This is a genomic window from Candidatus Baltobacteraceae bacterium, assembly GCA_035502855.1.
Classification (GTDB): Bacteria; Vulcanimicrobiota; Vulcanimicrobiia; order Vulcanimicrobiales; family Vulcanimicrobiaceae; genus Aquilonibacter.
Genome location: DATJTX010000021.1, coordinates 165,875 through 185,876, shown reverse-complemented (window position 1 = coordinate 185,876; position 20,002 = coordinate 165,875). Strand labels below are relative to the sequence as shown.

The 20,002-nt window shown below is 63.2% G+C and carries 24 protein-coding genes; 7 read left to right on the top strand and 17 right to left on the bottom strand.

The genetic code is table 11. The features are described 5' to 3' along the window. Window positions 1-43: 43 nt before the first annotated feature. The 9 genes from VMF11_07100 to VMF11_07060 all read right to left on the bottom strand — a co-directional run bounded on the left by VMF11_07100 (window position 44) and on the right by VMF11_07060 (window position 8,792). Window positions 44-616 (bottom strand): thymidine kinase, encoded by a 573-nt coding sequence (locus VMF11_07100; protein ID HTU70074.1) that lies wholly within the window; start codon window positions 614-616, stop codon window positions 44-46. After that, the gene (locus tag VMF11_07095) at window positions 597-1,784 is read right to left on the bottom strand and encodes a glycine C-acetyltransferase (protein HTU70073.1); all 1,188 of its coding nucleotides are present in this window, start codon (window positions 1,782-1,784) and stop codon (window positions 597-599) included. The genes VMF11_07100 and VMF11_07095 overlap by 20 nt, the downstream gene beginning before the upstream one ends. Continuing rightward, entirely contained in the window at window positions 1,781-2,839 is a 1,059-nt protein-coding gene (gene tdh / locus VMF11_07090) for an L-threonine 3-dehydrogenase (GenBank protein HTU70072.1), read from the bottom strand. Before tdh ends, VMF11_07095 begins: the two co-directional genes overlap by 4 nt. Before the next feature lie 137 nt (window positions 2,840-2,976). Next, window positions 2,977-4,596, bottom strand: coding sequence for a hypothetical protein (locus tag VMF11_07085; GenBank protein ID HTU70071.1), 1,620 nt, complete (start codon window positions 4,594-4,596; stop codon window positions 2,977-2,979). 279 nt (window positions 4,597-4,875) lie between these two features. Then, window positions 4,876-5,667, bottom strand: a complete 792-nt coding sequence (pstB, locus tag VMF11_07080; GenBank protein ID HTU70070.1) for a phosphate ABC transporter ATP-binding protein PstB — start codon at window positions 5,665-5,667, stop codon at window positions 4,876-4,878. A 105-nt stretch (window positions 5,668-5,772) separates the two neighbouring features. After that, complete coding sequence (locus tag VMF11_07075; GenBank protein HTU70069.1) at window positions 5,773-5,931, bottom strand: hypothetical protein; 159 nt, start codon at window positions 5,929-5,931, stop codon at window positions 5,773-5,775. Between the two features lie 91 nt (window positions 5,932-6,022). After that, window positions 6,023-7,183, bottom strand: coding sequence for an ATP-binding protein (locus VMF11_07070; GenBank protein HTU70068.1), 1,161 nt, complete (start codon window positions 7,181-7,183; stop codon window positions 6,023-6,025). A 3-nt stretch (window positions 7,184-7,186) separates the two neighbouring features. Further along, on the bottom strand, window positions 7,187-7,927 hold the full coding sequence (locus VMF11_07065) for a response regulator transcription factor (protein ID HTU70067.1): 741 nt from the start codon (window positions 7,925-7,927) through the stop codon (window positions 7,187-7,189). Further along, on the bottom strand, window positions 7,905-8,792 hold the full coding sequence (locus VMF11_07060) for an NAD(P)-dependent oxidoreductase (GenBank protein HTU70066.1): 888 nt from the start codon (window positions 8,790-8,792) through the stop codon (window positions 7,905-7,907). The genes VMF11_07065 and VMF11_07060 overlap by 23 nt, the downstream gene beginning before the upstream one ends. Window positions 8,793-8,842: 50 nt before the next feature. Between VMF11_07060 and VMF11_07055 the strand changes: the two genes are divergently transcribed. Both VMF11_07055 and VMF11_07050 read left to right on the top strand, forming a co-directional pair. Then, window positions 8,843-9,766: a hypothetical protein gene (locus VMF11_07055; GenBank protein ID HTU70065.1), complete on the top strand. Its 924-nt coding sequence runs from the start codon at window positions 8,843-8,845 to the stop codon at window positions 9,764-9,766. Window positions 9,767-9,964: 198 nt separating this feature from the next. Beyond that, a complete protein-coding gene (locus VMF11_07050) occupies window positions 9,965-10,210 on the top strand; it encodes a NifU family protein (protein HTU70064.1) in 246 nt (81 codons plus the stop codon). A gap of 20 nt (window positions 10,211-10,230) precedes the next feature. Here the strand turns inward: VMF11_07050 and VMF11_07045 are convergent, their stop codons facing one another. Then, the gene (locus tag VMF11_07045) at window positions 10,231-10,473 is read right to left on the bottom strand and encodes a hypothetical protein (GenBank protein ID HTU70063.1); all 243 of its coding nucleotides are present in this window, start codon (window positions 10,471-10,473) and stop codon (window positions 10,231-10,233) included. A 65-nt stretch (window positions 10,474-10,538) separates the two neighbouring features. Between VMF11_07045 and VMF11_07040 the strand changes: the two genes are divergently transcribed. Continuing rightward, entirely contained in the window at window positions 10,539-11,372 is an 834-nt protein-coding gene (locus VMF11_07040) for a methyltransferase domain-containing protein (protein HTU70062.1), read from the top strand. Here the strand turns inward: VMF11_07040 and VMF11_07035 are convergent. Further along, window positions 11,356-11,604, bottom strand: coding sequence for a ferredoxin family protein (locus VMF11_07035; protein HTU70061.1), 249 nt, complete (start codon window positions 11,602-11,604; stop codon window positions 11,356-11,358). The genes VMF11_07040 and VMF11_07035 overlap by 17 nt on opposite strands. A 38-nt stretch (window positions 11,605-11,642) precedes the next feature. Continuing rightward, the gene (locus tag VMF11_07030; protein HTU70060.1) at window positions 11,643-11,906 is read right to left on the bottom strand and encodes a GlsB/YeaQ/YmgE family stress response membrane protein; all 264 of its coding nucleotides are present in this window, start codon (window positions 11,904-11,906) and stop codon (window positions 11,643-11,645) included. 76 nt (window positions 11,907-11,982) lie between these two features. Between VMF11_07030 and VMF11_07025 the strand changes: the two genes are divergently transcribed. From VMF11_07025 to VMF11_07010, 4 genes are all read left to right on the top strand, one after another. Beyond that, on the top strand, window positions 11,983-12,681 hold the full coding sequence (locus VMF11_07025; GenBank protein HTU70059.1) for an SIMPL domain-containing protein: 699 nt from the start codon (window positions 11,983-11,985) through the stop codon (window positions 12,679-12,681). A 32-nt stretch (window positions 12,682-12,713) separates the two neighbouring features. Further along, on the top strand, window positions 12,714-14,624 hold the full coding sequence (locus tag VMF11_07020) for an ATP-dependent Clp protease ATP-binding subunit (protein ID HTU70058.1): 1,911 nt from the start codon (window positions 12,714-12,716) through the stop codon (window positions 14,622-14,624). Between the two features lie 70 nt (window positions 14,625-14,694). Beyond that, window positions 14,695-15,237, top strand: coding sequence for a Uma2 family endonuclease (locus tag VMF11_07015; protein HTU70057.1), 543 nt, complete (start codon window positions 14,695-14,697; stop codon window positions 15,235-15,237). After that, window positions 15,237-16,097 (top strand): hypothetical protein, encoded by an 861-nt coding sequence (locus tag VMF11_07010; GenBank protein HTU70056.1) that lies wholly within the window; start codon window positions 15,237-15,239, stop codon window positions 16,095-16,097. The genes VMF11_07015 and VMF11_07010 overlap by 1 nt, the downstream gene beginning before the upstream one ends. A 6-nt stretch (window positions 16,098-16,103) precedes the next feature. Here the strand turns inward: VMF11_07010 and VMF11_07005 are convergent, their stop codons facing one another. From VMF11_07005 to rbfA, 5 genes are all read right to left on the bottom strand, one after another. After that, entirely contained in the window at window positions 16,104-16,604 is a 501-nt protein-coding gene (locus tag VMF11_07005) for a TlpA disulfide reductase family protein (protein HTU70055.1), read from the bottom strand. Further along, complete coding sequence (gene ribF / locus VMF11_07000; GenBank protein ID HTU70054.1) at window positions 16,597-17,505, bottom strand: riboflavin biosynthesis protein RibF; 909 nt, start codon at window positions 17,503-17,505, stop codon at window positions 16,597-16,599. The genes VMF11_07005 and ribF overlap by 8 nt, the downstream gene beginning before the upstream one ends. Window positions 17,506-17,662: 157 nt before the next feature. Next, window positions 17,663-18,601, bottom strand: a complete 939-nt coding sequence (gene truB / locus VMF11_06995) for a tRNA pseudouridine(55) synthase TruB (GenBank protein HTU70053.1) — start codon at window positions 18,599-18,601, stop codon at window positions 17,663-17,665. Between the two features lie 22 nt (window positions 18,602-18,623). Then, on the bottom strand, window positions 18,624-19,604 hold the full coding sequence (locus tag VMF11_06990) for a DHHA1 domain-containing protein (GenBank protein ID HTU70052.1): 981 nt from the start codon (window positions 19,602-19,604) through the stop codon (window positions 18,624-18,626). After that, the gene (gene rbfA / locus VMF11_06985; protein HTU70051.1) at window positions 19,605-19,970 is read right to left on the bottom strand and encodes a 30S ribosome-binding factor RbfA; all 366 of its coding nucleotides are present in this window, start codon (window positions 19,968-19,970) and stop codon (window positions 19,605-19,607) included. Window positions 19,971-20,002: the final 32 nt, after the last annotated feature.

The window sequence follows — 20,002 nt, the reverse complement described above, 5'->3', positions numbered from 1 at the left end:
CCGCATTCCAAGGTTTCCCAAACCGCAGCGGGCTAGGGGATGCTCATCTAATCGAACGGGCGCCCTCGTAGAAGCAACGCGCACACATCGGCCGGTACTCGACATCGCCCTCGATCGCGACTTGGTCACCTACAAACAAGCGCTCACCGCCTGCGAAACGAGGGTTCATCGTCGCTTTCCGGCCGCACGAGCAGATGTTCTTCAGTTCCTCGATGCTATCGGCCAAAGTGAGCAAATAGGCCGAGCCGGGAAACGGCTCACCCAAGAAATCGCTGCGTATTCCGTAACAGATGACGGGAATGTCCAGCAGATGCGCACCGCGGTGGAGGTCTCGAACCTGGTCTGGAGTCAGGAATTGCGCCTCGTCGATCAGCACGCACGAGATCCCGCGCATCGCCGACATCTCGGCGAAGAAATCGGTATGCGGGTCGAAGGTCGTCGCCGAACGCTGCGGCCCGATCCGCGACGCGACCACGCCCTGGCCGAACCGGCGATCGATCGCCGCGGTATACAGCTTCACCTCGCGATCGTTTTCCTCGTAATTGTGCGCGACTTGAATGAGCGCGGTCGATTTGCCCGCGTTCATCGCCGAGTATCTAAAGTAGAGCTTTGACATGTTCGAACGCGTCGAGCGCGCGGTCCATTTCTTCTTTCGTCAGTGCGGCGGAAAGCTGCGTGCGAATGCGTGCCGTGCCCTCGGGCACGACCGGAAAACCGAAGCCGGTCACGAAGACGCCGTGCTCGAGCAGCTCGTCGCTCATCTTGATCGCGCGCGCGGTCTCGCCGACAATGATCGGCACGATCGCGCTCGGACCGTCGAGCGGCTTGAACCCCAAGCGCAGCAAGCCGCTGCGGAAGTAGGCGACGTTCCCGCGCAAACGTTCGACCAGCTCGGGGTGCGCATCGAGGTAGTCGATCGCCGCCAGCGAACTGCACGCCACGGTCGCCGGCAGCGCGTTGGAAAAGAGCTGCGGGCGCGAACGCTGGATCAGCACGTCGATCAACGCGGCGCTCCCGGCGACGAAGCCGCCGGCGGCGCCGCCGAGCGCCTTCCCGAGCGTGCCGGTGATGACGTCGACCTCGCCGGTCAACCCGAAATGCTCGATCGTGCCGCGACCGGTCTTTCCCATCACGCCGGTTCCGTGCGAATCGTCGACCACGCTCACCGCGCCGTAGCGTTTGCACAATGCCACGATCTCGGGCAGCTTCGCCAGCGAACCTTCCATCGAGAAAACGCCGTCCGTGACCACGAATACCGGCGAGTTCTTGTCATCCCGAGCTTGTCGAAGGATGGCTTCGAGGTTGGCCATGTCGCCGTGCTTGTACACGGCGCGCTTGGCCTTGCTCGCCAAACGTACGCCGTCGATGATCGAGGCGTGGTTGAGCTCATCCGAAACGATCGCAGAGCCGTCCCCGCAGATCGTCGGGAAGAGCCCGGTATTCGCGTTCCAACACGAGACATACGTCAGCGACGCCTGCGTTCCCAAAAACGCGGCGATTCGTTCCTCGAGCTTGCGGTGGATGTCGAACGTGCCGCAGATGAAGCGCACCGAGGCGGTGCCCGCTCCGTATTTCCGCAACCCCTCGATCCCGGCCTCGATCACGTCCGGTTGATCCGAGAGCCCGAGATAGTTGTTGCTGGAGAGCACGATGACGTCGCCGGCCTCTTCCATGTGCACTTCCGGCGCCATCGGTGTGGTGAGATGACGCAGGCGCTTGTAGGTACCCGCCGATCGCAACGCGTCGAGCTCCCGTTCAAGCGACGCATCGAACGTGGTGTTCACTTTGCTATGTCCCCTTTGACGTCGAGGACGATTTTCGCGGCCTCGCCGTTGCGCATCAGCTCGAATGCGCGGTCGAATTCGCGCATCGGCAACACGTGAGTGATGATCGGGCGCAGGTCGACGCGCCCGCTCTTGACCAATGCTTGCGTTTGGTACCAGGTCTCGAACATCGTGCGGCCGTTGATACCCAAGACGGTGAGGCCTTTGAAGATGATCAATTCGGCGAGATTGAGGTTGACTTTGTCGCCCGGAATCCCGAGCAACGCCGCTGTACCTCCGTTGCGCACCATCTGCAATCCGAGGTCGATCGCACTTCCGCTCCCGGACATCTCGAGCAGGACTTCGACGCCGTCGCCGCCGGTGCGCTCCTTGATCTCGTCGACGAGCCCGACCTCGCGCGCATCGAACGTATCGTCGGCGCCTAAGCGCTTGGCCAGCTCGAGCTTGGCGGGGTTCACGTCGATCGCGTAGACCGTTGCCGCTCCGGCCGCGCGCGCCACCGGGATGGCCATCAACCCGATCGACCCCACGCCGGTGATCACCACGCTCTTCGTACTCACGCCGGCCGCCATCACCGTGTGGACCGCATTGCCGAGCGGATCGAATACGGCGGCGAATTCATCCGGAATCGCCGGATCGAGTTTCCACACGTTGTATTCGGGCATCGCGATGAATTCGGCGAACGCACCGTCGCGATCGATCCCGATGATCTTCACGTGTTCGCAGATGTGCGCCTGACCGGTGCGGCAGAGCACGCAGGTGAGATCGGCGATGTGTCCCTCGGCGGAGACGCGATCGCCCGGTTTGACCGCGCGGACGGCGTTTCCGACGGCGTGCACGCTACCCATGAACTCGTGGCCGATCACAACGGGCGGACGCACGCGTGCTTGCGCCCACGGATCCCATTCGTAGATGTGATGATCCGTGCCGCAGATCCCGGCTTTCTCGACGCGGATCAGCACGTCGGTCGGGCCGATCGAGGGAACGGGAACCACGTTCAGGGTGAAGCCCGCCTCGGGCCGTAGTTTCGAGAGCGCTTTCATCGTCGATGGCATGGCGGCCGGACATATTCCAAATAAAAGGGGCCCGTGCCTTGCACGAGCCCCGACTGCTTGGTCCCCGAAGTCCACCTGCAGATCATGATTCGTTCAGACCTTCGGCGACGACGGTATGGACGAATCAGGGCTGCATGCTAAAAGTCGTATTCGGCTTGGAAGCGACTGTACTTAAACAGTCCGTCGGGTGAGCCGCCGGGCCAGGTGCTCTCGGAACGGCTGAACAAGCGCACGCGCAACGAGAACCCTTTGTAGAGCCCGTGCTTTGGAACCTTAGCGAAGAAGTACTGCGTATCGAAGTCGGTCTCGCTGTTGCCGGTCGCATAGCCCGGGTTCGAGTAGTCGTACCACTCCTGTTGCACCGTCGTGACGAGCTGCCGATTGTCCGACGTGAACGTCGCGGCGATCTTGGCGGCGCTGCCGGGGCTGCGGCGGTCCGGCATGTCCTGCGTGCCGCTCGAGACGAAGGTTGGGTCGGTTGCGTAGGAGTCGGTGTACGGCGAGGCCCATCCGCCGTAATACACGTCGGTAAGCGCCGCATTCGACGCGTTGGGCGAACACTGCGCGGTTCCGCCGGAAGGCAGGAAGTACGGAAACGCTACGTTGTAGGCTTTGTGTCCTGCCGCAAAGCCGATCTGATGCTGCGCGCTGCAGGTCAGGCCGTACGTCGCGAGATCGACGGTGTCGGTCTTTAGCGGAATGTAATCGAACGAACCCGCCAAGAGGAGAGCGGGCATCGGGTAGAAGCCGATCTGCGCGCCGATGATCGACGAGTCGATCTTTCCGAGCAGATCGCTCGACGTGCCGTTCTCGGTGCCGCCCTGCAGCGCGAGGTACGGTTTGAGCATGCTCGTCCCGAGCGTCATTTTCGCGTCCGCCCAAAAGTTGGTCGCGATATTGCTGAAGCTGTAGTAGTAGAGATTCGCCGCGAGCGGTAGCGACTTCGGCCCTTTGTAGCCGAGATGCCCATAGAAGAAGCCGTTGTTGTCGAGCGGCGTTTCCGACGGATCGTAAACCGTAGTCGGCAGAGCACTCGCACCCGGATAGGCGTAACCGCCGGGGTTGACGACCGTCAGCAGGGTGCCCTTATCGAAGTTGGAGCACGTACGGCACTCCCACTCCCAAATGTCGGCGCCCTCGATCGTCCAGTTCGAATTGAGTTTGTACGAAGCGTCGACGCCCTGATACGACACCGGCTTGAGGCGCGAATCCGAGCTCGGCGCCCACGGCGTATTCATGACCTGATCGCCGCCTTGCACGTACAGACCGTTGGCGTCGTACCGCGCATAGGCTTCGTAGAGCGTGCTCATCTCGAACCCCGGCAGCGTGTCGTCCGGATTGAGACCCGGCGGCTCACTCTTGGTACCGCAGGGCGGTCCGGCCGTCGACGAGTGCGTGGCCGGATTTGCGCAGTTGTTGAACGGCTGCGCGTAGAGGTACGAGGCGCCGACGTCAAAACCGGAGCCCAGGAAATTGTAGTCGCCGTGCAGGCTGATCGCCGAGTTGAACGAGGCCTGGTTGGCCTTGCTGCCCGGTCCCGGTCCGCCGAAAGCACTGTATGCGTTTTGCCGCGTGAGGTCGTAAGCGCGAACGTAGCCGCGATAGGTAAATGGATTGGGCGAAGCCGTCGCAGAAGCCGAAGCCTGCGCGACGTTCTTTGGCGCTGGTGTTGCCGTTGTTTCCGCCAGCACAAAAGTCGTGGCTGCCAAAACCATCGCCGCAGCGGTCAGACCGACGCGCGCGAGTTTCGTTAACACGTAAAAAGTACTCCCGTATGAAAGTGAGGGTACAGGGGTAACGGCCTCATGCTACCTGGATGAAATTAAGCCTCACTTAACGTCGGCTTAAGCGGCTCGAGAGGCCTCGCGCTCTGTAGCGGATTCGCACAACGCAAAACCCGCAAACGCCGAAAAGGACACGCCTCCAACAACCCATCGCGAGCGCCTTTTCGTCCGGTCTAGGAAACGGCCGCCGACGTGTATGTCGGAATACACGAGGCGGCCGGTGACGACGACCGGGCGGAAAATCGCCGCGATTTAGCCGTAACGGCCGGTGATGTAGTCTTCGGTGCGCTTATCCAGCGGTTTCGTGAAGATGGTCGAGGTCGTATCCGATTCGATCAGCTCTCCCATCAGGAAAAAGGTCGTGAAGTCGCTGATGCGCGCCGCCTGCTGCATCGAATGCGTGACGATGATGACGGTGTAATCTTTTTTGAGCTCGTCGATGAGATCTTCGATCTTGCTGGTGGCGATCGGATCGAGCGCGGAAGCGGGCTCGTCCATCAAGATCACCTCGGGGTCGACCGCGAGACAGCGGGCGATGCACAGACGTTGCTGCTGACCGCCGGAGAGATCGAGTGCCGACCGATCGAGACGATCTTTGACCTCTTCCCACAGCGCCGCGCCGCGCAAGCCCTTCTCGCAGATATCCATCAACATCTTGCGATTGCGCTCGCCATGAATCTTGGGACCGTAGACGACGTTTTCGAAAATGCTCTTCGGAAACGGATTTGGCCGCTGGAAAACCATCCCGATCCGGTGACGAACCGTGACCGGGTCGATGTTGCTCGCGTAGATGTTCTCGCTGTCGAGCAGGACGCTGCCCTCCACTCGAGCGTCGGGCGTGAGATCGTGCATGCGGTTGAGAGCGCGAAGAAAGGTGGACTTGCCGCAGCCCGACGGGCCGATGAGCGCCTGCACGCAGTGTTCCGGCACGCTCAAGTTTGCGTTCTTTATCGCGTGAAAGTTTCCGTAGTAAACCTCGAGGTCACGCGCCTCCAGCTTGGTAGCGACCGGCGTACTCGTCAATTCGGGATTTGTGGCGATCATGCGCGTCTCTGTGTCATCATTCATATGCAAAGCGGGTACGTGGGAATTGAGCCGGCAGTATAGCAGCTCCTACGTGATCTCCCGGAAGTGTGCCTTAAGTCGCGATTAAGGGGCATTAAGACAAACGCCCTCGGCGAAGGGCGCCGCGGGCGTGACATCGGGGAAAACGTCGACATACCACGCTCGAACGTCCTGCAGCGTGAGGCTACCGCAGTATTCGTCCAGAAACGCGAGGATCTGCCGGCGCATCGCGCGCTCGTCCATCTCAGGGCCCTTGGAACGCGACATAGGTCTACGGTAGGGCACCCAGATTACGCACGGCTTATCGCCTCTTTAAGGGCGAGCCGCGCCGCGGCTATCGCGCGGCGACGCGCATGATCGGCAGACGCACGGTGAAGAGCGTCCCGCTCCCCAGCATCGATTCGGTCGAGACCGTCCCGCCGTGAGCATCGATGATGCTTTTGACGATCGCCAGGCCCAAGCCGGCTCCCCCGCTCTCGCGCGTGCGCGAACGATCGACCACGTAGAAGCGCTCGAAGATGTGCGGGATGTCGCGATACGGGATGCCGACTCCGGTATCGCGCACGCGCATGATCGCATCGTTGCCGTTTGCGTCCAGTTCGACCGTCACGCTCCCGCCGGCGGGCGTGTGACGGATCGCGTTGTCGATCAGGTTCACGAAGACTTGGGAGAGACGGTCGGGATCGGCCTCAACCGAGACCGGACGTATCGCGCGCAATTCGAGACGCACGCCCTTGTTAGCCGCCTGCGGCTCGAACGAGGCAACGATCGGATGCGCAACCTCCTCGAGATCCATCTGGCGAAGATTCAGCCGCAGTTGACCCGACTCGGCGCGGGCCTGCTCGAGCAGCTGTTGCACCAGCGAGGCCAAACGATCGACCTGCGCCAGCACCTGCGGCAAGAAGAGGTCTGCGGCTTCGTCATCCGGCGATTCGACGACGGTTTCCAGCATCAGTTTGATCGAAGAGAGCGGCGTTCGCAATTCGTGTGAGACATTGGTGAGGAATTCTTTGCTGGCACGTTCGAGCCGGGCGATGTCGGTTTGGTCGTCGGCGAACACGACTACCCCGCCCGCGCCGTCATCACCGATCGGGTAGACGGACACGCCGTACGTTCGGCTCTGCGTCGCATTCGCAAGCGTGATCGGTGCGACCGATGCTTCGCCCAGCAGTGCGTCGTCGATACGGCGTTCCAGCTCAACGTTCGGAATGGACGTGATCACGTGCGATCCGATCGCCCGCTCGGGGTCGAAAGCGAAGATCGTTCCCGCCGCCGGATTGGCGAAGCGCACGCGAGCGGCGCGATCGACGAACACCACGCCGAGCGGCAATGCCCCGACGAGACGGGCAAAGTCAGCATCGCTTTGTGTCCCGTTTGCCGAAGCTTCGGGTTCGTCGTGCTCGGTTTCGTGCGGAAAGCGCGGCCTAGCGACCGCCCAGCCGATCAAGACACCCGCCACGAGCGCCACCACGAGCAGCAGCGCGATCTCGACCATGGCCTACGATTTGAACATGTAGCCGCGCGAGCGCACCGTAATGATGTGGCGCGGATTGCGCGAGTCTTCTTCGATCTTCTCGCGCAGCCAGCGGATGTGCACGCTGACGGTCTGCTGCTCGCCTTCGAAATCGTAACCCCAGACTTTGTCGAGCAGCGTTTGACGCGTGACGACACGGCCGTTGTTCTCCATCAGCACGCGCAACAACGCGAACTCTTTCGGCGCGAGCGCCACGTCCTTGCCGCGAACGGTGAGCTGCTGCCGCGATGGATCGAGCACGATCTGTCCGAGTGAGATCGCCTCCTCATGTCCGCCCTGGATCGGCGCTTGACGGCGCAACCGTGCCTTGACCCGCGCGAGAAACTCGTGCAGCGCGAAGGGTTTGGTCACGTAATCGTCGGCGCCCAATTCGAGCGCGAGGACTTTGTCGATCTCCTGGTCCTTGGCGGTAAGCATGATGATCGGCACCGAGGAGAATTTGCGGATCTCCTTGCATGCCTCGACCCCGTCGAGCACGGGAAGCATGATGTCGAGTACGACCAAATCGGGGGATTCGCGCTGGGCCATCGCGACCGCGCTGCGTCCGTCGCTTGCGGTCACGACCGTGTAGCCGCTTCGCTCGAGGTTGAAGCGCAACGTCTGCAAGATCGCGGACTCGTCGTCAACGACGAGAATCTTCTTGTTGAAGTCCGGACTCTTGACGAACGTTCCCCGCGAAGGTTTAGTCTCCAGCGATCCGTTCATACGATTTGGCGATCGCGCTGTAGTCGAGCGCGCCGTCTCCCCTTCCCGATCGGGCGGTGTAGAGTTGGTATGCGAGCCCCGTCAACGGCATCGCGTATCCCGTCGCGCGCGCCGCATCCAGTGCCGCTGCAACGTCCTTGCGCAGCAGATCCATGGCGAAGCCACCATTGAAGGTCCCGCCCAGCCAGGTCTTGGGTAGCCATTGGTCAAGGAGGTAGTTGGAACCCGTCGCCGTTGCGAGAACTTTGCGAACCCCGTCGAGATCGGCTCCGGCCCGCTTCGCGAAGACCAGGCCCTCGACGTTGGCGATCATCACGCTGGCGATGATCACCTGATTGACGAGCTTCACGGTCTCGCCCATGCCGACCCCGCCAAGATGGGTCGGCGTACCCATCGCGCGCAGCACCGGCTCGACGCGCTCGAAGACCGCCGGCTCGGCACCGACCATGATCGTAAGCGTCCCGGAGGCGGCACGAACGGGGCCGCCGCTGACCGGTGCGTCAACGAACCCGACCCGGCCTTTGGCCAGCCGCTCGGCGAAACGCTGTGAGGCGACGGGTGAGATCGTCGACATGTCGATCACCACCCCACCGGCAGCGAGCCCCGACGCTATCCCGCGCTCGCCGAAAAGCACCTCCTCGACCTGTGGAGCATCCGGCACGCACGTGATGACGATCGTTGCAAGGGCCGCGACTGCCGCGGGGTCGGCGGCTTCGCGCGCACCCTCGCTCACAAGACGTTCGAGCGCCTCGCGCCGGCGGTGAGCGGCGATCGTTACCGGGAACCCGGCGCGCAAGAGCGAGCGTACCATTGGCTCGCCCATTGCACCGAGACCGAGAAAACCGAGCGAAGGGTGTGATTCCATCGCGGGCTCTTTTTACAGGCGCGGCCCCGCTCCTGGCCGAAGCGGCCGCCATGAGCATTGCACCCACCGCCGTCCGGCGCCCGACGTTCGATCAACTGAACCTCTCGGTGGGCAAACGTACGCGCTTGCATCGATTGATGTACGAACATGGACCCGCTAACGGCACACTGATGATTCTGCCGATCGACCAGGGCTTGGAACACGGGCCGATCGATTTCTTCGATAATCCCGACTCGATCGACACGGAATGGATTCACCGGCTCGCGGTCGAGGGGAATTTTTCGGGGATCGCGCTCCATATCGGCCTGGCGGAAAAATATCACAAAGCCTATGCCGGCCGCGTTCCGCTGGTGCTCAAAATCAACGGGAAGACCAACGTGCCTCCCGATGACGAAGCCTTCTCGTCGCTCACGTCGTCGGTCGAAGACGCCGTGCGTCTGGGCGCCGACGCGGTCGGCTACACGCTCTTCGTCGGAAGCCCCGCCCAAGACGTCGACATCGCACAGTGCAACGAGGTGCGCCGCGAGTGCGAGCGCTACGGCATGCCGCTGATCATTTGGTCGTATCCGCGCGGCTCGGCGATGAAAGCCAAAGGCGGCATCGACACGCTCTACGCCGTCGACTACGCAGCGCGCGTCGCCTGCGAGATGGGCTGCGACATCGTCAAGCTCAACGAACCGAAGTGGGATCCTGCCACCGCCGATAAGATGCCCAAGCCGTACAACACGATGCAATTCACCGACGTCGAAGGTTTGCGCAAAGTCGTAAAATCCGCCGGCCGCACGTTGGTTCTCGTCTCGGGCGGCAGCAAGATGGGCGACGACGACACGATGAACAAGGCCCGCGCCGCGATGGAAGCCGGCTGCGTCGGATTGATCTTCGGCCGTAACATGTGGCAACGCAAATGGGACGACGCCCTCGCGATGAGCTCGCGCATGCACGACCTGATGAAAAGCTACGGCCAAGAAGAATAGCCGATTTTTCGGGTTCGGCCTGCGACATTCGACCGAACGGAGGCAGGTGTGATCGTTTGGCCTCGGGCCCGCGACATTCGACCTCTCTTAACGCCTCGCGTCTCGGACAGTGAATGTCAGGGTCCTCGCCGCTTCGGCTAACCCGTTCGGCCGAACGTCGCAGCCCCTCGGCGAAACGGTCAGTTAGAATTGAAACAGATGATTGACGCGGCGAATGGCGAGTGCATCGAGGTCCGGATCAACCGGGCGCTCGATAAGGTGCGGCCTGCCATAGCCGCCGATGGCGGCGAGGTGTGGCTCGTGCGCGTGGACCAGGGAACGGCCTACGTGCAGATGCTCGGCGCGTGCGGCGGGTGCCCGGCGTCGACGATGACCCTCAAGGGCGCGATCGAGGCCGTGGTCACGGCCGACGTCCCCGAAATCACCGAAGTCGTCGAGATTTAGGGCGGCTCTTCGTCCCTCTTCTAGTGGGAGCAGTGCGAGCAGTAGTAGCTGATCGCACCGTCATGCGGCTGCGGCACCATGTGCTCGCGCGATCCGCGCCGGCCGCATTTCGCGCACGCGAACGTGGCGCCGAAGGTCGCAGGCTCCGTCACGCCTTCGTGGCGCTTGGCAAGCCAGAACGCGAAATAGATGGCGACTCCGAGCACCAACGGCGCCCATGCAAAAAAATCCCGGAGCGCGTCCTGCGAAATGACTGGATTCATAACGGATTTCTTTCATTCGCACGCCGCTCGCAAGAGCCCTCGGAAGCCGGCCCGAAGGTCAGGCGATGGATCGTGACCGGTCGCTGCGCGACGGCCTGATCGCCCATCTCGAGCGCACTCGCATCCTGCGCGACCCGCGCATCGCGGCGGCCCTTCGTGCCGTCGACCGGCATCAGTTCATACCCGAGATTTCGCCGGACGAAGCTTTCGAGGACAAGGCGCTGGCCATCAAGGAGCGCAACGGCTTCGTCATTTCTTCGATCTCTCAGCCCTCGATGATCGTGCACATGCTCGAGTTGCTCGAGGTCGTGCCGGGAACGCGCGTGCTCGAAATCGGCACCGGAAGCGGGTATAACGCTGCGTTGCTGGCCGAACTCGCCGGTGCCGCCGGCGCGGTGGTGAGCGTCGAACTCGAACGGGATCTCATCGAGCGCGCCCGCGCCTGCCTGGATGACTTGGGCTACGCGCGCGTCGCGGTCATGCACGCCGATAAGCTTGCCGAATTACACCGTCCGTTCGAGCGCATCATCGTGACCGCGCGATCGAACGACATCGATCCGCAGTGGTGGAGGCTGCTCGCTTCCGCAGGCCGCATCGTCGTTCCGCTCGACGTGGGGTATGGCGGCGAACGCGCGATCGGATTCGTGCGCGAAGGCGACCGATTGCGAAGCGTCGGATCGTATGCGTGCGCGTTCGTCGAGCTGCGCGGTGGGGACGACGACGCGGATCCCGCAATTTTTTTTCGCACTCGCCACGATCGCTACGAGCGTCCCGCGGCGAGCACGCCGCTCGATGTGGTTGCAGTCGAGCGCCGGAACGCCGACGCCTCGCTTCTACAAGAAGCGGACGCCGTGGTTGCCCGGGCTCACACGATGTTCGCGCTCAAGCGGACTTTTTAAAATAGTCGGCGTTGATCGCGATGAAGTTCTCCCACTTCTCCGGAACGTCGGAGTCGGCGAAGATCGCCTCAACCGGGCAAGCCGAAACGCAGGCTCCGCAATCGATGCACACTTCCGGATCGATGAAGAGCTGGTCGTCCTCATCCTTGCCGTGGATGCAGTCCACCGGACACACGTCGACGCACGATTTATCCTTGGTTCCGATGCACGGCTCGGTGATGATGTACGCCATAACGGGGTCGTATTGGCAACGGCCGAAGCCGACGCCTGCTATGCCACCGTGCGCCGCCCCGCGACCGCGCGAATGATCCAAAGCAGCACGACCGCGCCGATCAGCGCGCAGATAAAGCTGCCCAGGTTGAAGCCCGTCACGCCGACGTGACCGAAGAACGAGAAGATCCAGCCGCCGATCAGCGCACCGAGAATGCCAACGATGAGATCGCCGAGAATGCCGCCCGGTCCCTCACCTGGGATGATCCAGCGTGCGACGGCGCCAACGATGATTCCGAAGATGATCCATAAGAGAATTCCCATACTGCCTCCCGTGGTGTAGCAAGAGGATACCCTTCAGCGTCGCAGCAAAAACCGGGCACTCGATTGAGAGGACCCCATGAAGCATTTCCCTATCCTGCTGGCCGTTGTGATGGCTGCGACCGCGGCGACGGCGACGCCTGCGGCAACCCGCATAACGGTTACCGGCGAGGGCAGCGTCGCCGTCATACCCGATCAGGCGACGGTCAACGCATCGATCGTGACCGACGCGCCGAGCGCGGATGCGGCCACCGCGCAAAACAACACCTCGTACGCGCGTCTCGTCGCCGCGGTGACCGCGATCGGCATCGCGCGCGACGACGTTACGCTCTCGTATTACAACTTGACCTACAACCCACGGCCGAGTCCGGCTCCGGGCGAGCCCGCGCCGACGGGGCGATTCGGCTATATCGTCAATCGGTCGTTCGCCGTAAAGGTGCGTGCGGTCGCGAATGCGGGCAAAGTCGTGGACGCGTTGACCCGCGCCGGAGTGACAAACGTCGATAACGTGAGTTTCGGCCTTGCGAATCCTGCACAAGCCCAAAGCGAGGCGATCGCAAAGGCGATGCGCGATGCGCAAAGCAAAGCGGCGGAGATTGCCAAGGCAGCGGGCCTGCATATCGTCCGGATCGGGCGGATCACTCTGGGCGGCTCGCCCGGCATCGTGCCGATGGTGCGCATGGCTGCCATGTCCGCGCCAGCACCGCCGACGGTCTTCGACGCCGGGAGCGTGAACGTGACCAGCAGTCTGACCGTGATCTTCATCGCCCAGCCCTGAAACCGCCCCCGGCCGGCGAAGTAGGTGAAGATATGACCGCCAGCATGTGCGAGGCCTGTGGGCGCCGTCCGCCTACCACCGTCATCGGGCGCGCGGCGCTTTGTTCGGCCTGCGCGCAGCGCCGCACGGCTGCGAGCGCATTACCGTTTCTCGGCGCGGCGCTGGCGGCAGCCGGCCTGATCGCCGGCGGTGCGATGCTGATCGAAAATCGCGACGAACTCTCGCGCCGTCTTTCGATCACCGGCGGAACGCCGACGCTGCAGAACTTCTCGCGCGACCTGACCGAACTCGCGCGCGCCGGCAAGCTCGACCCGGTGGTCGGGCGCGAGGACGAAATCGAGCGCGTCATCTCGATCTTGGCGCGCCGCAGCAAAAACAACCCGGTGTTGGTCGGGGAGCCCGGCGTCGGCAAGACGGCAATCGTCGAAGGTCTCGCCCAACGCATCGCGAGCGGCCTCGTCCCCGCGTCACTGCGCAATAAGCGCGTGCTCGCACTCTCGCTCGGACCGCTCGTTGCCGGCACGAAGTACCGCGGCGAATTCGAAGGCCGGGTCAAGCGCATTCTCGACGAAGTAAAACGCAGCGCACGCGACGTCGTGTTGTTCATCGACGAATTGCACACGCTGGTGGGTGCGGGTGCGGCCGAAGGCGCTCTCGATCTTTCCTCGATGATCAAACCCGAACTCGCGCGCGGCGACTTGCAGTGCATCGGAGCCACGACGTTCGATGAATACCGCAAATACGTCGAATCGGACGCGGCACTCGAGCGGCGGTTCCAGCCGGTCATGGTCGAGGAGCCCACGATCGAAGCCACGATCGCGATCCTGCGCGGTCTGCGCCCACGCTACGCCGAGCACCACCACGTCACGATCACGCCCGGCGCGATCGACGCGGCGGCGAATCTTTCCGCGCGGTATATAGCCGATCGCTACTTGCCCGATAAGGCGATCGATCTGATCGACGAAGCTGCAGCCAACGTTGCGCTCGCGAACAAAGGGGCGGTAGAACGGCCGGCGGTGACGTCGGACCACGTCGCGGCCGTGGTCACGAAATGGACCGGCATCCCACAGCAGACGCTCTCCGAGTCGCAAGCCAACGCCTTGCTCGAACTCGAGAGCACGTTGAGCCGTCGCGTCATCGGTCAGCCCCATGCGATTGCAACCGTCGCCGATGCGATCCGGCGGGCGCGCGCCGGACTGCACGACCCGCGCAAACCGCTCGGCAGTTTCTTATTCGCCGGCCCAAGCGGCGTCGGCAAAACGGAACTGGCGAAAGCGCTCGCGGCCGCGCTCTTCGGCACCGAAGAGGCGCTGGTACGCATCGATCTCTCCGAGTTCACCGAGGCGCATACCGTCTCGCGATTGCTCGGCGCACCACCGGGATACGCGGGACATGACGAGCCCGGACAATTGACCGAGCCGGTACGCCGCCGTCCCTATTGCGTGATTCTTTTCGACGAATTGGAGAAGGCCCACCCCGACGTCGCGAACGTGCTGCTACAGATTCTCGACGATGGCCGCGTCACCGACGCGAAGGGGCGCACGATCGACTTCCGTCACGCGCTGATCGTGCTCACGACCAACCTGCCCGACGATGAACTGAACGACTACCTGCGGCCGGAGCTACTCAACCGGATCGACGACCACGTGCGATTCAACGAACTCCGGCTCTCCGATATCGAAGCAATCGTCGAGATCCACGTCGATGCGCTGGCGCAGCGCATGGGAACGCGAAATCTGCATCTGCGGCTCTCGGATGAAGCGAAGGCCTATTTGGCCCGCGTCTCGATCGGGGCGGGAAGCGGGGCGCGTTACGTCCAGCGCACGGTCTCGCACTACGTCTCGACCCCGCTCTCCACCGCGATCCTGCGCGGCGAGCTGCGCGACGGCGGGACCGCCGACGTCACGCTCGCCGGCGATTCGCTCGTCGTCAAGGCCGCGTAAGCCGGCGATGCCCGGCTGACCTCTTCCTCCTTGCCAACGCTTCCTGACAGCGTGATAGAGTATGCGTGAAATGGCTACGATGCAAGAGGCGCCCGAGCTGGGCATCCCGGAAGTCAAACCCGCGATCGAATCGATTCGCGGCCGGTGGGAACAGAAGATGAACCCCCAGCGCCGCCATGCTCTGCTGCAATGGCGCATTGCGGCGCAGCTCGACGCGGCATTCGGCGAGCAAGGCGAGGTAGGGTCAGAGTGGCGGTTTTATCTGTTGCCGCCCGGCGAGAAGGCAAGCTCGCTCGTACCCGATGTCGCCTATGTCTCCTACGCGCGCATGCCCGAAGCGTACGGTGAACTACGCGAGAAACCGACGATCGCGCCGGACATCGCGGTCGAAATCTTATCACCGGGTGACCGCTTGAAGACGCTGACGACGAAGATCCGGCTCTATCTCGATAACGGCGCTCGCCTCATCATCGTCGTCGATCCCATGGCGCAGAGTGTAACATTCCACGAAGCGGCCGGAACGCGCACGATTTCACACGTTCAAGGTATCGCGGTGCCCGACGCGTTTCCGGAACTGCGCATCGATCTCACCAAACTTTTCGCGAAGATTTAATGCCCGCCGTCATCGCCAGCCCGCCGGCCGATGCGTACCTGATTTTTCAGCGCACGCGTTCGGCGGTCTCGGCCGCGCGTTATCCCCAGCGCATCGAGTACACGATCGCGGTACGCGGCGACGATGGATCGACGCCGCGGACGAACCACTACGCCGCCTCGTACGGCGGCCGCGCCGGCATCCTCGTGAGCTCGATCAGCCAGGAGGAAGCCGCGCACCCGACCGCGCCTCGCGGCATCAACGTTTCGATTCACTTCTTCCTCTCGGGCGGTAACGGCAGCGGCACGAGCGACACGAGCATTGCGGTCGGGCGTCCGGAGCCGTCCGCCGATCTGTTGGGCGTTCCGATTCTCTCGCCCACCTACACGTTCGGCCTGCGCTTCCCCGAACGCGCGGGCCAGACGCCGGTAGCCGGCCCTGCACCCTCGCTTCCGACCATTGCCGTCGTTTCGACGGAAAAGCGCAACTACGCCGTCTCGTTGCTCGGCACGGACGTCATCGGCGGCGTGGATACCTGTCACCTGGCGCTAACGCCGCTGCGAGAGCCGAAGGTCAACCGCCTGCGCGAACTGTGGGTCGGCGAGAACGACTATCTCCCGCGCAAAGCGCTCGTCGCCGGCAACTTCACCATCGCACCGCTCGCCGATGTGCCGTGGACGATCGACTTCACGCTCTACGGGGGCGCGCCGCTGATCTCCAATGAGAGCGCCGACCAGCCGCTTTACCTGCCGCACCGCCGCGTCGTCACGAACGCGACGATCTCGTTCGACGACGTGCGCGAAAGCTACGATTTCATCGACGAGCCGCTGCTCACGCCGGCAGTCACCGGCACGACGCTGATCGAACCGCCCGATCGGTAAGAAGCATCATAGAATGGATTTGATGTCGGCGTCGAGCTGCGCTTGCGAGACCTGACCGACGTCGACCTTGCGCACGACGCCGCTGCGGTCGATGAAGACGCTGACCGGCATGCCGTTGATTTGATATTGGTCGCTCAGCGTGCCCGAATCCACCACGGCGGGATACGTGAGCCCGTGCTGATCGACGAATTGCTTGGCCTTCGCGGCGCTCTCCTCCACATCGACGCCGATCACTTGCAATCCCTGCGGCGCAAACTGCCGGTATGCGGCATTGACTTTCGGAGCCTGCGCGTTACACGGTCCGCACCAGGTCGCGAAGAAATCGAGCAGAAGCGGCTTGCCGCGCAGCTGCGCCATCGTGAGCGTGCCGCCGGAGACGAGCGGATCGCTCCAACCCGGCGCGGGCGCTCCGATGTGCGCGGTGGCGTTCGGGCCGCTGTTCGCACCATTGCTGCAGGCCGCGAGCAGTACCGCTGCGACGATGAGGATTGCCGTTTTCTTAGCCATAACTCGGATACGCCACCGCCTCCAGATCGGATCGCATCTGCGCCACCAGTTCGTCGACCGACGCGAAGAGGCGCTGCTCACGAAGGTAACGCAGATCGCGCAGCGCGAGTTCGTGACCGTAGATCGTCTGATGAAAATCACGCAACCACGCCTCGATCGTGCGCTTTTGGCCATCGAACTGGGGGTTCGTGCCGATCGAGACGAGCGCCGCGTGATCGCGTCCGTCGTACCGCGCCACCGCCGCGTAGACCCCGTCCTTCGGTAAGAGCTTCTCCGGTACGCGCAGATTCGCCGTCGGGAACTCCAAGTCGTGTCCACGGCCGAAGCCCACCTCGACCACGCCGCGCAGCTCGTAACTGTGACCGAGCAGGTGGTCGGCTAGTTCGAGGTTACCGTCGGCGATGAGCGTGCGAATCCGCGTGCTCGAGATGCGCTCGCCTTCGTGCGTCACGTTTTCGAGCGCGACGAAGGGGAGGTTGCGTTCGGCAAAATAGGCGGCCATCGTCGCCGCGTCGCCGGCGCGCTTGTGACCGAAACGAAACGTCGCACCGACCGCCGCTCCCGATACCGACATCGCGCTCAGCCGTTCGAGAAACTCCTGCGGCGTGAGCTTCGCGATGCGCTCGTCGAACGTGACGAGAAAACATTCTTCGAAGCCGGCCCGCGCAAAGAGATCCACGCGCTCCGCGGTCGTCGTAATCAGCGGCGGCTCCGTCCCCGGGCGCAGAAACGCAGCCGGGTGATTCGCAAAGGTCAACACGCCGGCCCGATACCCCGGCTTGCGCATCCGGCGAGCAGCCTTAGCGATCTCGAGATGCCCCCGATGCATCCCATCGAAGAACCCGATCGCCAGCACTAACGGCCGATCGTTCTCCCGAAACAAGTCGTGGAAAATCTTCACGGTGACGCGGCCTCTTCGTGCTGTGGAGGGGACTCTGACGCGAGCGCCATTGACAGGAGGTCATAATTTTCATTGACAGGTGGCGCGAGCGCAGCGTAGCAGGAGCGTGACAGGATGTCACGCGAGGAGCGACCCGACACAGCATGAAGAGGCCGCGTCACACGAAGACTTTCCGTGGCGCGAGCAGGGCCCCGTGTGCTTCGCCGACTCCGACGAGCGTGCGCGAGTGGTCGCGCACGAAGACGCGCGAGGCCGGCGCTCCTTCCGGCAACGGCACCACGCGCCCCGCGCGAAAGTCCGCCGACCCGCGCAGATCGAGCACGATCGTCGGAAAGGGAATGATGTGTTCGGGCGGCGTGATCGCGCCGTGCGGATCGTCGGCGATCTCCGCCAGCGTGCGCGACTCGTAGAGCACGAATGGGCCCGAGGCTTCGCGCACGAGCGCGCCGAGATGCGCCGGCACGCCGATCGCGGCGCCGATATCCTCGCAGAGCGTGCGCACGTAGGTTCCTTCACTGCACGCGACGCGTACGCGAGCGCGATTCGGCGTCTCGATGCCGAGCAGCGAGAGCCCGTAGATGGTAACGTTACGCGCCTTACGTTCGATCGATTTTCCTTCGCGCGCGAGATCGTAGAGACGTTTGCCTTCGTGATGCAGGGCCGAGAACATCGGCGGTACTTGCGCGATCTTGCCGATGAATTGCGGCAAGACGTCTTCGAGTTTGCGCTCCCAGTGCGCCGGCAAGGCACTGGCTGCAACCGTTTCACCAAGCGCGTCCTGCGTCGTGGTCGACCGCCCGAGCACGAGCAGCGCGGTGTAGGCCTTGCGCTGGTCTTCGAGCAGCGGAATCAGACGGGTCGCTTTGCCGACGGCGATCGGAAGCACGCCGGCGGCCTGCGGATCGAGCGTGCCCAAATGCCCCGCCGCGGTCTTGCGGTTGCGTCCGTAGATGCCGTAGATGCGTTTTACACGGGCAACGATTTGAGCCGAGGTATATCCGGCGGGCTTGAAGACGTTGACGAATCCGATCAGGCTTTGCCCGTCAAAGCCGGAGCCTTGCCGTTCAACGTCGCGTGGCTCGCTTCGCTCGCTCACGTTCGCCCTGCGGGCAAACTCTCTATAAGCCTTCGGCGCAGAGTGCGGCGTCGACCATCGCATAGGCTTCGTCGCGCGAGCCATGCAGCGTCAAACCGGACGCACGGAAATGGCCGCCTCCGCCGAGGCGCGCCGCCGCAGCTTGCACGTTGATACGCCCGCTCGAACGCAAGCTCACGCGAATCTCGCCGTCGAACGCTTTGAAGAGCGCCGCGACCTCGACGCCTTCCTGTGCGCGCAACACGTTGACCAGGTCCTCGGCATCCTCGCCGTCCGCGCCGGTCTGTGCCAGCATCGCATCGTCGATGAACGAGTAACAATAGCGTCCCTCGTGCGAAAACTGCATCTCGTCGATGATCCGGCCCATCAAACGCGTCGCAGCAACACGTTTGTTCGCGAAGATCTCTTCGGTGATAAGCTCCTTGTCGGCGCCGGCCCGCATGAGTTCGGCCGAGAGTTCGAGCGCCTCGGGCGAGGTGTTCGAATGCATGAATCCGCCGGTGTCGGTCATGATCGTGGTCAGAATGCAGGTCGCAATATCGGCGTCGATCGGCGTGCCCAGCGCACGCAGGATGCGCATCACGGCCGTTCCGGTCGAGCACTCGGTCGGGATCACGAAATTGAGGGTTCCGAAGTGCTTGTTGCCGAGATGATGATCGATGTCGAGCATGTTGGCTCGATCGACTTTGGGCAAGAACTCGCCGGCGCGCGCCGGATCGCTCATGTCGCCGAAGACGTAGAGCGTATCGGGCGGAAGATCGGCCGGAATCTCGCGCGAGACGAATTGCGCGTCGGGCAGAAAACGCAAATTCCGCGGAACCGTGTCTTGCTGGAAATAGCAGACGCGCTTGCCCATGCGCTTCAGCGCGATTCCGAGCGCCAGTCCCGCCCCCAGCGTATCGCCGTCGGGCTTGACGTGACTGACCATCACGAACGCGGGGCGCCGCCGCAATTCGGCGGCGATTTCCGCCTCGGTCGCGGAGCGCAACTCGTTCTCGATCATCTATTCTCCCTCGCTGATGCGGTGGCGCTCCGCGTCCTCACGCAGCGTTTTGGCGAGCGCAATTGCCCGTTCGGTCGAGCGATCCTCGACAAAGACGAGTTCCGGCGTGTGACGTAGGTCGATGCGATGCCCGAGTTCGCCGCGCAGATAGCGTGCCGCGGAGTGCAGAGCCTCGAGCGACTGCCGGGCCTGATGGCGGTCGCCGATGATCGAAACGAACACCTTGCAGTGCCGTAGATCATCGCTGACCTCCACATGCGTAACCGTCACGAAGCCCAGACGCGGATCCTTCAGCTCCTGGGTTATCAGGGTGCCGAGAATCCGCTGAATCTCATGATCGATACGCGCCAATCTCTGGCTCTTCATTCTGAAGGCGCTCCACGCCAGACCCGCACGCC

Coding starts and splice junctions, on each gene's coding strand:
- VMF11_07100 (HTU70074.1), bottom strand. CDS start 616: ATGTCAAAGCTCTACTTTAGATACTCGGCGATGAACGCGGGCAAATCG.
- tdh (HTU70072.1), bottom strand. CDS start 2,839: ATGCCATCGACGATGAAAGCGCTCTCGAAACTACGGCCCGAGGCGGGC.
- pstB (HTU70070.1), bottom strand. CDS start 5,667: ATGATCGCCACAAATCCCGAATTGACGAGTACGCCGGTCGCTACCAAG.
- VMF11_07075 (HTU70069.1), bottom strand. CDS start 5,931: ATGGACGAGCGCGCGATGCGCCGGCAGATCCTCGCGTTTCTGGACGAA.
- VMF11_07070 (HTU70068.1), bottom strand. CDS start 7,183: ATGGTCGAGATCGCGCTGCTGCTCGTGGTGGCGCTCGTGGCGGGTGTC.
- VMF11_07065 (HTU70067.1), bottom strand. CDS start 7,927: ATGAACGGATCGCTGGAGACTAAACCTTCGCGGGGAACGTTCGTCAAG.
- VMF11_07060 (HTU70066.1), bottom strand. CDS start 8,792: ATGGAATCACACCCTTCGCTCGGTTTTCTCGGTCTCGGTGCAATGGGC.
- VMF11_07055 (HTU70065.1), top strand. CDS start 8,843: ATGAGCATTGCACCCACCGCCGTCCGGCGCCCGACGTTCGATCAACTG.
- VMF11_07050 (HTU70064.1), top strand. CDS start 9,965: ATGATTGACGCGGCGAATGGCGAGTGCATCGAGGTCCGGATCAACCGG.
- VMF11_07045 (HTU70063.1), bottom strand. CDS start 10,473: ATGAATCCAGTCATTTCGCAGGACGCGCTCCGGGATTTTTTTGCATGG.
- VMF11_07040 (HTU70062.1), top strand. CDS start 10,539: ATGGATCGTGACCGGTCGCTGCGCGACGGCCTGATCGCCCATCTCGAG.
- VMF11_07035 (HTU70061.1), bottom strand. CDS start 11,604: ATGGCGTACATCATCACCGAGCCGTGCATCGGAACCAAGGATAAATCG.
- VMF11_07030 (HTU70060.1), bottom strand. CDS start 11,906: ATGGGAATTCTCTTATGGATCATCTTCGGAATCATCGTTGGCGCCGTC.
- VMF11_07025 (HTU70059.1), top strand. CDS start 11,983: ATGAAGCATTTCCCTATCCTGCTGGCCGTTGTGATGGCTGCGACCGCG.
- VMF11_07020 (HTU70058.1), top strand. CDS start 12,714: ATGACCGCCAGCATGTGCGAGGCCTGTGGGCGCCGTCCGCCTACCACC.
- VMF11_07015 (HTU70057.1), top strand. CDS start 14,695: ATGGCTACGATGCAAGAGGCGCCCGAGCTGGGCATCCCGGAAGTCAAA.
- VMF11_07010 (HTU70056.1), top strand. CDS start 15,237: ATGCCCGCCGTCATCGCCAGCCCGCCGGCCGATGCGTACCTGATTTTT.
- VMF11_07005 (HTU70055.1), bottom strand. CDS start 16,604: ATGGCTAAGAAAACGGCAATCCTCATCGTCGCAGCGGTACTGCTCGCG.
- VMF11_06990 (HTU70052.1), bottom strand. CDS start 19,604: ATGATCGAGAACGAGTTGCGCTCCGCGACCGAGGCGGAAATCGCCGCC.
- rbfA (HTU70051.1), bottom strand. CDS start 19,970: ATGAAGAGCCAGAGATTGGCGCGTATCGATCATGAGATTCAGCGGATT.